Source organism: Salimicrobium album (assembly GCF_900107115.1).
GTDB classification, from domain to species: domain Bacteria; phylum Bacillota; class Bacilli; order Bacillales; family Halobacillaceae; genus Salimicrobium; species Salimicrobium album.
The window spans coordinates 1-12,914 of the sequence record NZ_FNOS01000004.1; the positions used below are offsets into that span (position 1 = coordinate 1).

Consider the following 12,914-nt stretch of genomic DNA (forward strand, 5'->3'; position numbering starts at 1 on the left):
TTCTTCCTCCGCGACACGTAGGTACGTACGCTTCTCTCTGATCCTGCGAAACCATCATCTTTCAACAACTGCCATATACGTTTGGCAGTCCTTCTGTATTTTTTCTTTTTCTTCAAGTCATCCTTCAGCCATTCATCAATCGTCGGCTTTACGGGATCCATGACGGGGGCTGGTTGATTCTTTTCTGTTTTGTCCGAAGGACGAAATGTTTCCTGGTCTGCGTATTTCTTTACCGTGCGGACGTCCGTATTCGTCCTTCTGGCCACATCCGAGTAGCTGCACCCTTTTTCGTTAACTTCTTTCCTGATATACTTAATGTCAGTCACTTCTAACATCTCCTTAATGACCTCCTGTCCTTAAATGGTTGCACAACAGGAAGTCTATGGATTTAAGGGATCGTTAGCAAGTGGCTTTTTTTTACGCTTTTTGCCTTGTTTGGCAACTTACATAGAAGGGCTGCCGAACCTTACATTTTCATACTGCCATAAATATGAGTAACGGTTAGATCTAATTTGTTATTAGAATTGACAGACAATGGAATTTAACATAAGATTGAATAAATTTCATTGGACGGATTAGTGATTTCCAGTGTAATTTTTACATACGAATTGTAAGCGATTAATTAATTAAGAAAACTGACTGGGGAGGGCCAGCATGGAACAATTCACGGAAATCATCGCAAAAATTACCGAAATCGTATGGGGCTTACCTATGATCATTCTACTGCTGGGCGGCGGGGTCTTTTTGACATTAAAGCTCGGTTTCTTTCAGTTCAGGCATTTGCCGCATATTCTCGGTGAAACACTTGGAAAGATGTTCAAAAAAAGCGATCATCCAGGCTCGGTGTCTCCTTTCCAGGCGACGACGAGTGCTCTTGCGGCGACGATGGGGGCGGCGAATATCGTCGGGGTACCGGTGGCGATTGCTCTCGGGGGGCCGGGATCGATTTTTTGGATGTGGATTGTCGCTCTGATCGGTATGGCTACGAAATATTCGGAAGTCGTCCTCGGTATCCGGTACCGGGAGACGAACGAGAAGAATGAGTACGTCGGCGGCCCGATGTACTACATACGGAAAGGACTTGGCTGGAAGAAGGTCGCGTATTTTTTTGCGTTCGCCCTTATGCTCGAAATCATCGCAAGTACGATGGTCCAGGCGAACTCTGTGGCGGAGACGATTAATGGATCATTCGGCATCTCCTCGCTATGGACCGGGCTCGTCGTTATGCTTCTCGTCGGCATGGTAATTATCGGCGGCATTAAGCTTATCGGAAAAGTGACGGAAAAGCTGATTCCGGTTATGATTCTCGCTTACATAGCAGGTGTACTTACAATTCTTATCATCAACATCAGTGAAGTACCGCAGGCTTTTCTACTGATTTTTGAATACGCTTTCCAGCCGATCTCTGCTGCGGGAGGTTTCCTTGGGGCCGGGGTAGCTGCAGCTATACGCTGGGGGCTGGCACGCGGTCTGTACTCCAACGAAGCAGGGATGGGCACCGCGCCGATCGCCCACTCGGCTGCGAGAAACGATCACCCGGCCAGACAGGGGTTCTGGGGTGTGTTCGAAGTCATTATGGATACGCTCGTCGTCTGTACGATGACCGCCATGGCTGTTCTTACGACGGGGGCCTGGAAGGAAGTTGGGCCGGACAGCGCCGCCGACATGGTACCGACGGCTTTCGCGACGATATTCGGCTCTTCCCTCGCAGGAAGCATCATCTCTCTTATTCTGTTTTTCTTCGTTATTACTACTGTGCTGATTATCGTCTACTACGGGGAGAAGCAGGCGGAGTTTCTATTCGGTCGTAAGTTCTCGCTCTTCATGCGCTACGTCTACCTCGTGGCTATCGTTCTCGGTGCCATAGGCGGGCTGAAATTCATCTGGCAGTTCCTCGATCTGCTGCTGGCGATGATTGTTATCCCTAATATGATTGCTGTCGTATTTTTAAGTAAGCAGGTGAAGTCGATTACGGACGATTACTTCAGGAACTACTTGCGCGGCGAAGGCGAAAGTAAGTATAGAGGAAATGGAGAGCATCAGGAGTAAGGCAGAGGCGTTACCTTTGCCTTGCTCCCTCTTTTTATTTTTCATTGAACAGACAGTTCCCGACAGGAATTGTTTTTTATTTTGTTGTTTTGTTTTTTATAATGAATTAGAATAGATTATAGAGAATGGAAATTTCATGAGGGTTGCTGAGAAAAATTCGCTTAAAGGAGAGGGTATATGTTGGTGAAATTATCGATCATCGTCCCCCACTTCAATTCCTCCGGATCTTTGGAGCGACTTGTTGCCTCTATCCCTGCCCGTCATTCAATTGAGATTATTATCGTGGATGATCATAGTGACCCTGCCGAAAAAGCGAAGCTGGAAGTGCTGCGTGATAAGTTTTATAAACACCGGCTTCTGTTTCTGTCGAACGGAGCTGGGAAGAAAAGTGCCGGTGCTGCGAGAAACGAAGGTCTTTATCACGCATCAGGTCAGTGGATTCTGTTCGCTGATGCAGACGATTACTTTCTGGACGGTTTTTATGAAAAGGTGAGTGCGTTTTTTGAAAGTGAGTACGATATCGTATATTTCACTCCGGTAAGTGTGTATAACAATACTGACGACGAGGCGGACAGACATGCGAAGTATGAGGTTCTTGTAAAGAATTACCTGAAGGAAAAGAACCGTACAGCTGAACTGAAATTGAGGTATCAGTTCGAGGTTCCGTGGTCGAAGCTGTTCCGTCGTTCGTTAATCATGAAGAATTACATTAAGTTCGACGAAGTCATGCACGCCAACGACGTCCTTTTTTCCGTAAAGAGCGGTTATTACGCGCGGAAGATTTATGCTTCTGACGAACGGATCTACTGTGCGACGAAAGACAGCGGCAGTTTGACCACTGTCGTAACGGAGAAATCGTTTGATACCAGGTGCCACGTTTTCCTTAGGGAACATTATTTTCTAAAAGACCACGTATCAAAAGCGGAGTTTGAAATCATCGAACCGAACGGACGTTACTACCTGCTGGGGGCACGGCAGTTTGGCATACGAAAAGTGTGGAAAGTGTATCGAGCGTTACGGAAACAGAAAGTGAAAATCCTTACGCGACGTATGCTTAACCCGTGGTGGTTCAAAGCCAGGTATAGAAAGGTGAAAAAGGAAGAAGCGGAGTTAGAAAGGTTTATGAATAAATAACGAGAGCGGGGCAGAGGATTCTTCTGCTCTTTTTTATGTTCGGGATTGTAACTGCTGCTAATTGTCGATTTCCATTTTTTACGTTGTTCGCTGAATGAAAAGAATGTAAGATAGGATAGGCATTTATAAAATATTCATTGCGTTAAGAGGAGGAATTTTTCGTGGATTGGTTGGAAATCATTGTACCTATCGCCAAGAGCATAGCTCTTGCACTTATTGTACTGCTTGTGGGACTTGCAGTCATCAGAGTCATAACGAAATTCGTAGCTAAAGGAATAGATCGTTCGAAAATGGACGATACGCTGAAGCCGTTCCTGACTTCCATGGCCGGGACGATTCTGAAAATCTTGCTGGTATTGACAGTCGTTCAGATTCTAGGCGTGGATATCACATCTTTCGTCGCTATTATTGCAGCTGCCGGGTTCGCTATTGGTCTTGCCTTCCAGGGGGCGCTGGCTAACTTCGCCGGCGGTGTGCTGCTGCTTACCCTTCGCCCGATCCGGGTCGGAGACTACGTGGAAGGTGGCGGCTACAGCGGTACCGTACAGGGGATCAAGATTCTTTATACAGAGCTCGTCACTCCCGACAACAAAGTCATCTTCGTGCCGAACGCTTCGTTGTCCAACACCGGACTGACGAACTACAACGTCAAGGAAACGAGACGTGTGGACTTTGCGTTCGGAGCAGGATATGAAACGAATGCAGACTACGTGATCCAGTCTCTTACGGAAATCGTCAGTAAGCATCCTCTCGTGTTTCAGGATCCGGCTCCGTTCGTTAAAATTTCCGAACACGGAGAGAGTGCTGTCGTTTATACCGTACGCGTCTGGTCGAAGTCGGAGGACTACTGGACCGTGCACTTCGACGTAATGGAAGACGTGAAGAAATGGTTTGAAAATGATGAACTGTCTATTCCGTACCCTCAGATGGACGTTAACGTAAGTCAGAAACAATAGGCTGTTACAGCCGAATGGAGAGGTGGTGCCGTGGGCACTGCCTCTCTTTTTATGATTCATTGAAAAATTATACCAGTTGATGTATTATTACGTTGCATAATAACCGTTTGCAGTGATCGGAATATATTAAAGATAATGGAGAGGGTAATCATGGACAACAGAGAAAAAACCAGAGACTTGAGAGCGCCGGAGAAGCGCTTCCGTCCTGAACTCGAAGGAGTGCGTGCAGTGGCCGCCCTTCTGGTGGCTATTTATCATATCTGGTTAGGCTCCGTGTCGGGGGGCGTAGATGTATTCTTTATCGTATCCGGCTATTTGATTACTACTTCGCTTCTATCCCGGATGGTGAAATACGGGCGCATTAATTTGGCGGAATATTTATTGGGCCTTGGCAAGCGTCTCTTCCCGGTCGCATACGTAGTCATTATAACGGTCGCCCTGTTGTCCATCGTCATTATGCCGCTCTCCCAGTGGCCTCAGCTCATTTCGCACATGTTTTCTTCCGCTTTTTATTTCCAGAACTGGCAGCTGGCATTTAATGCGGTCGATTATCTGGCTCAGAACAATAACTCCAGCCCTTTCCAGCACTTTTGGGCGCTGTCTCTGCAGGGGCAGTTTTACGTAACCTGGCCTTTAGTCATTTTTCTAAGTGTAATGCTGGCTAAGAAATTGCTGAAGACGCCTGTCAGAAAGACGCTTCTTGGAGTGCTCGCCTTTATATTTATAGCTTCTATGTCCTACTCCATCTATATTACGGAAGTGAACCAGCCGTGGGCTTATTTCGATACTTTCGCCCGGGCCTGGGAATTCAGTCTCGGCGGAATGCTGGCACTCCTGCTTCCATATCTGCGGTTACCGAAGAACGTCAGTTTCGGTTTAGGCTGGGCAGGACTTGCGGTCATCTGCCTGACAGGTATTGTCGTACCTGTATCGAGCGTGTTCCCGGGTTACGCTGCACTTTTACCTATTTCCGGAGTCATCATGGTCATTCTGGCGGCAGAAACCGGGCACGGATTCGGGGTGGAAAAACTCCTCGGCTCCAAGCCTTTCATGTATTTCGGAGGGATTTCCTACGGGTTTTACCTGTGGCACTATCCGCTTCTGATTTTCTACTACAATTATTTCGGTACGGACACGATTCCAATACAGTGGGGGTTGCTCATTCTCGTCATCACTTTCGTGTTATCGGTAGCTTCAGTGAGACTGGTGGAGTCCCCTATCCGTACGATTAATCTGAGAGAAGCGAAAGGGAAAGTCGCTGCCGTTCTCGTGGCGCTGGTCGTCCCGGTGCTGGCCGTATACTTTTCCTGGGACATCTATGCCTCGCAGGCGAAAGATAATCTGAACGACGATTATAATCAGCAGGATTACCCGGGGGCTTTGGCGATGGAAGAAGGGGTGGAAGCGCCTGAGGGGGTGGAGCCTATCCTCAATCCTCCCGGTTCGGAAAGCAACCTGCCTGAATTCTACAGTGACAAAGACTGTTACACCGATCTCGAGGAGGAAGGCGTGAGCCACTGCTCCTACGGTCAGACCGAAAACCCGGACTATACGGTAGCTCTGGTGGGAGGCTCCCACACAGGCCACTGGTTCCCGGCGCTGAATCGTCTCTCGGACGAATTGAATATGCAGATTGATGTGTACAACAAGGACGGCTGCAGATTCACCACCGACGATTTCGGAGGTGCCATGAATGAATCATGCATGGAATGGAACGAAAAAGTGATAGAACCCCTCCTCGAGGACCCGCCGGATATGGTGTTCGGTACGGCTACCGTGAATAATATGCCGAAGGTGCCGGAAGGGTATATCGAGCAGTGGGAGAAGCTGGACGGCGTTACCGAAGTGTTCGCCATTCGGGATAACCCGCGAATGGGGGAGAGAATCCCGGAATGTCTGGAGACGAAATCCGAAGAGGAGTGTTCGATTGAACGGGAAGGCTCCTTGCCGAAGACTCCGCCGTGGGAAATAACAGAAGGTATTCCGGATAACGTAACGTTTGCCGATCTGTCGGAGTACTTCTGTGACGAGGATACCTGCCACTCCGTAGTAGGTAACGTCATCGTTTATCGGGACGTGCACCATATCTCGAACCTTTATTCCTACACGCTGGCCGAACCGTTGAAGAAACCGCTGAGAGAAGCTCTGGAAAATCTGGATGAATAGTAAAAGAAGCCATAGCCGGCGATGCGGCTATGGCTTCTCTGTTACTGGGCGGATTCGATATACGCCTGTTCTTCCTCTTCGCTCAGGACGCCGGTCGCTTTGCCGACGTTTCCGCCCTGCATCCTCCATATAATATTGTGGTGTTCATCGACGTTGCTGAAATTCCCGTTACTCCAGGCATTCAGTATATTTTCATACTGAGCCCCTTCACTGTATTCATTCCTCTTCACTTTATCGGAGAGCCAATTGATTCGCTCCTCGGTTATACGGTAAAAACCCCACTTCTGTTCGGCCTGCACTTTCTGGTGGCTCATCTGGTGGATGTAATCCCGGATGGTCGATTCAGGGACAGTGTCAGCTTTCTTCTCATCCCCGAACGGATTCAGTTCCTCCTCGTCCGAGGATTCCTCGAACTTCTCCTTAGACAGCTCTTCGACTTCTTTCTCCTCTTCCTTTTTCCCCGGTTTCCCGTCTTTGGAATCGGACGGCTCCTCTTCTTTCGTTTCGGTGTTTTCCGTACCTGTTATGTAAAAGTAACCCCCGGTCCCCGCTCCGGCAAGAAGCAGAATACCAAGCGTCCACAGAATCGTTTTCCTGACCATAATAAAACCTCTCCTCTCCTTGCATTCCATCTACATGCTATCGATGATATACTTGGAGTTCAAGAGAGAAAAAATAGGCAGGCCAATTATTTGTATACGTTTTCGCTACGGGGAGAAGGGTGAGTGTGGTAAGTATAATAAAAGAACGTCTATCCTAATGGAGGAGGTCACTGATGAAGAAACGAGTCCGTAATGTAATGTTATCCGCTTTATTTTTGGCAGGGAGTCTGGTAATGACCGAACAGGCATCGGCTGCGAAAGTCGGTCCGGAGGAATGGACGGAGTACCGGATGAATTCCGAAAACAATCCCGTGTACAACAGCAGTTTCGACGAAGAGATACAGGATGTCATCGAAACGAACAACCAGATACGGTCGACTCCCGTGATTGTCGGTAACAATGCCTACATAGGAAATCACGAGTCCGGCGATCTTTACTCTTATAATCTGGTCGAGGGTACGATGAACTGGGAAGCAAAAGCTCCGAACTGGGTACACTCGGAAATGATTTATGCCGAAGATAATCTGTTCGTAGGTTTCGGAAACCGCTATTTCAAAGAAAATGGAACGAGAGGAACAGAAGACAGTGGGGTTCTCAGTCTGAATCCCGAAACGGGGGAGACCCGCTGGAAGTTTGAAACCGACGGCGAGGTGATGCCGACACCGGCTTTTCATGACGGGACGGTATACATTGTAGCCGGAGATCGACACCTGTATGCCGTGGATGCAGAGAGCGGGGAAGAAGAGTGGAACTTAGAACTCGGCCACGTGATGAGTATGTCCTCTCCGACGATTGAAGACGGGATGCTGTACGTAGGGGGAGGGGCGCCTACGCCTTACACATTCACAGCCGTCGATCTTGAAAAGGAAGAAATCAGCTGGCAGACGGAATTCCCGGAAGCTTATGCGGGTCTTGATGACGTACCGCCGGTCATCTATGAAGATTCCGTCATTACAACAGCCCTTGAGGGGGAAGAGGACGACAATCCCACCCACATGATCTACGCCATGAATACGGATAACGGAGAGATGAAATGGAAAGACAGCCTTGGCCAGGGGGAAATGGTGAAAAATAATAAGTCGGGAGCCCCGATGATTTATGAAGACCAGGTATTCGTCGCGAGTCCGATTACCAAATCCTATTACGCTTACAACGCGGCGGACGGGGAACAGAATTGGAAATACGAGGCGAACGTTAGTAAGGCGCCTCCGGTTGCGGAAAACGGGACCGTGTACTTCACAGATAAAGAAGGGTTCGTGTACGCTTTCGATACCGAAACGTATGAGCTGCTCGGGAGTAAGGAACTCGGAGGAGTCCTGGCCCCCTCCGGCCCGGTACTGATGAACGGAACCCTGATTGTCGGGAGTCAGGACTCGAACGTGTACGCCCTTCCCACCAGTGACGTCAGAGGTTCCTCGGACGCTTCCTTTTTTTGGACGAGTCCGCTAGGAATAACTCTGTTCGCCGCGACGGCACTGCTCGCCGTGGTGCTTCTGTTCATATTAAGGAAAAGGACAGTCAGGAAAGATCCCCGGAGAGTAGGGAAGTAGAGGCCCACCGGCGGGGAATCATGTATAATAAACAATAAATTATAGTGAACTAGGGGGAGAAACATATGGAACAAGCGATTGCAGCTGCTCTTAAGGCAGGTCAGGAAATTATGAAGATTTATGAAAGCGAAGACTTCGATGTCGAAACGAAAGAGGACGATTCACCGCTCACCCGGGCGGACCGTGCCGCTCATGATATTATCGTGAAGAAACTGGAGGAGGGAAAGGACTCCCTTCCGATTTTAAGCGAAGAAGGAAGTTCCATTTCCTACGAGGAGCGTAAAGAGTGGGGAGAATTCTGGCTCGTCGATCCGCTGGACGGCACGAAAGAATTTCTGAAGAAGAACGGGGAATTCACCGTGAACATCGCGCGGATCAAAGACGGAAAACCGGTATTCGGCGTCGTGTATGCTCCGGCCCTTGAGGACCTTTACGTAGCGGTCGAAGGGAAAGGATCCTTTAAACTCACTTCCGTCCTGCGTCCGGAGTGGGGGAAAAAAGCGACGGTACTGCCGGCTCTCCCTGCAGCAGGAGATACGGCACGCATCGTCGCAAGCCGTTCGCACATGTCCGAAGATACGAAGGAGTTCATCGGAGACCTCGAAATGACGTATGACTCTGTGGAAACCGTTTCTGCGGGAAGTTCACTTAAGTTCTGCCTCGTTGCCGAAGGAGTGGCCGATTATTATCCGCGCTACGCTCCTACAATGGAGTGGGATACGGCAGCCGGTCAGGCAATCGTCGAGCTTGCCGGCGGTTCCGTCGGTGTCGCCAATTCGATTCATTCGCTCACATACAACAAAGAGGATCTGCATAACCCGTGGTTCCTCGCCACACGAGGATAAGATCCGGCACTCCTTTACGGGGTGCCTTTTTTTACGATAAGGGGAGGTCTGTTATGCAAACGAAGAAAAAAGTGATCGCCGGTGTTCTTCTGTTATTTTTTCTGATTTTTCTGGCTGTCGTTATCACATTCACTGTGCTCGGGCGTGACTTTCTCGTTATCAAAGAAAAACCGAAGCCTTCCGAAGTGATATACGTGCTGGACGGAAGCCCCGGACGGGTGGAGCGTGGTCTCGCACTTTATAAGGAAAGATACGCGGGACGCCTCATCCTCTCCGGAGGCGTTCAGCCGGAGGATGCAGAAGCGTTCCCAGGACTGAAGACGGCTGCCGTCACCGGTACTCCGGAAGCGGAAAGCACGTGGGAGGAAGCGAGGAATATGGAAAAGATAGTGAAAGAAGAAGGGATACGGACGCTGCTGGTCGTTACGGACGACTACCACTCCAGAAGAACGAAAATTGTTTTTGATAAAGTGATCGGAAATGAAAATACAGACGTAAGCTATGCGACGGCAGATACCCCGTTCGATCCCGAAAGCAAGTTGACGGAAGAACAGCATCTGACTGCTTTCCGGGAGTACGTGAAACTGATGTTCTACCGGATCAGACTTTTATTTGAATGAATGGAAATAAAAAGGTGATGATATCATTCGAATGGTGGTATAATAGTCCTGTGTTAATTGAAGGAGGTTAACTATGTGCGGTTTTATCGGTGTCCTCAGAAACGTTCCCGGTCCTATGACAGAAGAAGACAAACTGCTCTTCCGGAAGAAAAACAATCTTCTCACGCATCGTGGTCCTGATGAGGAAGGAATATATCACGACGAATATATATCTTTCGGGTTCCGGCGGTTGAGCATTATAGATATTGAAAACGGTCAGCAGCCGCTGAGCTACGAAAATGAAAGATATTCTCTCGTATTCAACGGAGAAATCTACAACTATATCGAATTACGGGAAGAGTTACAGAAAGAAGGCTATACGTTTGCGACCGAGTCCGACACGGAAGTCATCGCCGCTCTGTTCGAGGCGAAGCGTGAAGACGCATTCCGCCGTCTGCGCGGCATGTTCGCCATCCTTCTCTGGGACAAGCAGGAAGAGATGATGTACGGAGCCAGAGATCCTTTCGGAATCAAACCTATGTATTACTCGGTGGAGGAAGATGGGACGTATTTCGCTTCGGAGAAGAAGTGCCTTACGTTTGATGATGATCCGGTCGACGTGGACGAAGAAGCCCTGAGCCATTATTTAAGTTTCCAGTACGTTCCCGAACCATGGACGATGACGGCCAGCATCCGGAAAGTACCGGCCGGTCACTATTTCACTCAGAAGCCGGGTGGGGCCGTAACGTTCACGCAGTACTGGAAATCTGAATTTACTCCTGTAATCATGGAGAAGGGGAAGTGGGTCCATCGTGTCCGCGACGTCATGTATGATTCGGTGGAGAAACACATGCGGAGTGACGTTGAAGTCGGTTCTTTCCTCTCCGGCGGAATCGACTCCAGTCTGATTGTGGCCATGGCCAAAGAGCTCCATCCCGGCCTCCGCACGTTTTCGGTCGGATTTGAAAGAGAAGGATATTCCGAAGTGGATGTAGCGGCGGATACAGCGGAAAAACTCGGGGTGGAGAATCACTCCTATATGATTTCGCCGGAAGAGTACGTACAGAAACTTCCGAAAATCATGTACCACATGGATGATCCTCTTGCGGATCCTGCCTGCGTTCCTCTATATTTCGTCGCAAGAGAAGCTCGCAGACACTCCACCGTCGTTCTCTCCGGCGAAGGGGCGGACGAGCTGTTCGGCGGCTACAACATTTACCGGGAACCTCAGTCGTTGAAGGCCTTCACAAAAATTCCCCGGCCGGTGAACTACTGGCTGAACCGCGTCGCGTCGATCATGCCTGAAGGGGTGAAAGGGAAAAGCTTCCTTGAACGCGGTACGACCCCGCTCCGCGACCGCTATATAGGGAATGCGAAAATGTTCGAGGAGAAAGAAAAACAGGAGCTGCTTCGAAACCACACCGAACCTCCGTATCAGAAAGTGACGGAAACCCTTTTTGATACAGCGAAAGATTATGATTACGTCCATCAGATGCAGCATGTGGATATCCACACCTGGCTGCGCGGGGACATTCTGTTGAAAGCGGACCGGATGACGATGGCTCACTCGCTTGAGCTGCGGGTCCCGTTTCTTGATAAGGAAGTATATGATGTAGCGAAACACATTCCGGCGGATCTGAAGATAGCGAACGGAACCACGAAGCACATTTTACGGGAAGCAGCGGAAGGTATTGTGCCGGATCACGTACTGGACAGGAAGAAGCTCGGGTTCCCCGTGCCGATCCGTGAGTGGCTGAAGAATGAAATGTACGACTGGGCACGGACGCTTATTTCCGAAAGTGAAACCGGGCGATACTTCCACAAGGAGTACGTCCTTGGGCTTTTAGAAACGCACCGGAGCGGCAAGCATGATTACAGCCGGAAGATATGGACGGTGCTCATGTTTATGCTGTGGCACCAAATTTTCATAGAGAAACGCTATCCGCTCGAAGAACTCATTTCCGAAGACAAAACAGAAAGCAAACTGACTCTCGTGTAACGACAAAGAAGCCTGACGGATGAGTATCCGTCAGGCTTCTGTTTTGTAAGGGCCGGTTACGAACCGGGGGTGATGAGCGATTTCGCTTTAGCGATTTCCTCGTCGGGCATCTGCATGTAGTAGATACCGTCGATGGTCACACCGCTGCCTTTCATCTGGTACGTGTCGATATTCTGACCGGACTTCCGGTAATCCTGGAACAGCATCTTCATCGTATCGAAGTCGGCGTTCGTCGTGACGTTGCCGCCGAGGACGTCCAGAATCCCCTGGATTTTGCTGACCGAGGAGAAGGAAGCGGCTTTGTCGACCACCCCTTTGATCACTTCACGCTGTCTTTCGTTACGGCCGAGGTCGCCGTTAGGATCGTTCTTTCTCATTCGTGCATATTCAAGCGCTTCGTTTCCGCTTAGATCAATCTCCCCTTCGGGAAATTCGATCCCTCCCTGAGTGAAAGCTCTGTCGTTAGTGACAGTCACTCCGTTCACGGCATCCACCAGTTCGACGAGACCTTCCATGTTGATTCTTACGTAGTAGTCAAGCTCCATATCCATGAACGTCTCTACCGTATCCACAGCCATATCGACTCCCCCGAAAGCATAGGCGTGGTTGATTTTATCCATCCTCCCGCTCTCCGGTTCATTCCCGCCGAGCACCGTTCTGGTGTCTCGCGGTATGCTGATCATATTGGTCTTCTCCTTGGACGGCTGGACGGAAGCGACGAGGAGGGTATCCGATCTTCCGCGGTCGCCTTCCCGCTCATCGACGCCCATCAGCAGTATGTTGATCGTTTCTTTATCTTCGACTTTTTTCTTCGTTTCTTCATGATCGATAGAGGTGACCGGCGAATGCATATTGCTGTTCACCGTCGTTTCTGCCTGGCTGTATACATATCCGGCGTACGTCCCGGCTCCGAAAAACAATAAAATGACGATGATTACAGTGATTTTCCCAAGTTTCTTCAAATGAAACCCTACTTTCCAAGTGTAGTGGTAGTACCGGTTCGCGATGCGAAAC

10 protein-coding genes and 1 pseudogene are annotated in these 12,914 nt (G+C 49.4%); 8 read left to right on the forward strand and 3 right to left on the reverse strand.

Features of this window, described 5'->3' with window-relative positions; translation table 11 throughout:
• Window positions 1-335 (reverse strand): annotated as a pseudogene (locus tag BLU03_RS07970) (IS21 family transposase); the annotation flags it as partial.
• Window positions 336-654: 319 nt separating this feature from the next.
• On the opposite strand from BLU03_RS07970, the gene BLU03_RS07975 reads away from it, so the two are divergent.
• The 4 genes from BLU03_RS07975 (at window position 655) to BLU03_RS07990 (ending at window position 6,305) form a co-directional block, all read left to right on the forward strand.
• Window positions 655-2,049: an alanine/glycine:cation symporter family protein gene (locus BLU03_RS07975; RefSeq protein ID WP_093107006.1), complete on the forward strand. Its 1,395-nt coding sequence runs from the start codon at window positions 655-657 to the stop codon at window positions 2,047-2,049.
• 177 nt (window positions 2,050-2,226) lie between these two features.
• On the forward strand, window positions 2,227-3,183 hold the full coding sequence (locus BLU03_RS07980; protein ID WP_093107008.1) for a glycosyltransferase family 2 protein: 957 nt from the start codon (window positions 2,227-2,229) through the stop codon (window positions 3,181-3,183).
• A 161-nt stretch (window positions 3,184-3,344) separates the two neighbouring features.
• Window positions 3,345-4,139 (forward strand): mechanosensitive ion channel family protein, encoded by a 795-nt coding sequence (locus BLU03_RS07985; protein ID WP_093107011.1) that lies wholly within the window; start codon window positions 3,345-3,347, stop codon window positions 4,137-4,139.
• Window positions 4,140-4,289: 150 nt separating this feature from the next.
• Complete coding sequence (locus tag BLU03_RS07990) at window positions 4,290-6,305, forward strand: acyltransferase family protein (protein ID WP_093107013.1); 2,016 nt, start codon at window positions 4,290-4,292, stop codon at window positions 6,303-6,305.
• Between the two features lie 41 nt (window positions 6,306-6,346).
• Here BLU03_RS07990 and BLU03_RS07995 read toward each other — a convergent pair whose 3' ends face one another.
• A complete protein-coding gene (locus BLU03_RS07995) occupies window positions 6,347-6,907 on the reverse strand; it encodes a DUF6241 domain-containing protein (protein ID WP_093107016.1) in 561 nt (186 codons plus the stop codon).
• Between the two features lie 173 nt (window positions 6,908-7,080).
• Here BLU03_RS07995 and BLU03_RS08000 point away from each other — a divergent pair, with 173 nt between their 5' ends.
• From BLU03_RS08000 to asnB, 4 genes are all read left to right on the forward strand, one after another.
• Entirely contained in the window at window positions 7,081-8,457 is a 1,377-nt protein-coding gene (locus tag BLU03_RS08000) for an outer membrane protein assembly factor BamB family protein (RefSeq protein WP_093107018.1), read from the forward strand.
• A gap of 65 nt (window positions 8,458-8,522) precedes the next feature.
• Entirely contained in the window at window positions 8,523-9,302 is a 780-nt protein-coding gene (cysQ, locus tag BLU03_RS08005; RefSeq protein WP_093107021.1) for a 3'(2'),5'-bisphosphate nucleotidase CysQ, read from the forward strand.
• A 53-nt stretch (window positions 9,303-9,355) separates the two neighbouring features.
• The gene (locus tag BLU03_RS08010) at window positions 9,356-9,922 is read left to right on the forward strand and encodes a YdcF family protein (RefSeq protein WP_093107023.1); all 567 of its coding nucleotides are present in this window, start codon (window positions 9,356-9,358) and stop codon (window positions 9,920-9,922) included.
• A 73-nt stretch (window positions 9,923-9,995) separates the two neighbouring features.
• Window positions 9,996-11,900, forward strand: coding sequence for an asparagine synthase (glutamine-hydrolyzing) (asnB, locus tag BLU03_RS08015; protein WP_093107026.1), 1,905 nt, complete (start codon window positions 9,996-9,998; stop codon window positions 11,898-11,900).
• Window positions 11,901-11,956: 56 nt separating this feature from the next.
• Here the strand turns inward: asnB and BLU03_RS08020 are convergent, their stop codons facing one another.
• Complete coding sequence (locus BLU03_RS08020; protein WP_093107028.1) at window positions 11,957-12,862, reverse strand: LCP family glycopolymer transferase; 906 nt, start codon at window positions 12,860-12,862, stop codon at window positions 11,957-11,959.
• Window positions 12,863-12,914: the final 52 nt, after the last annotated feature.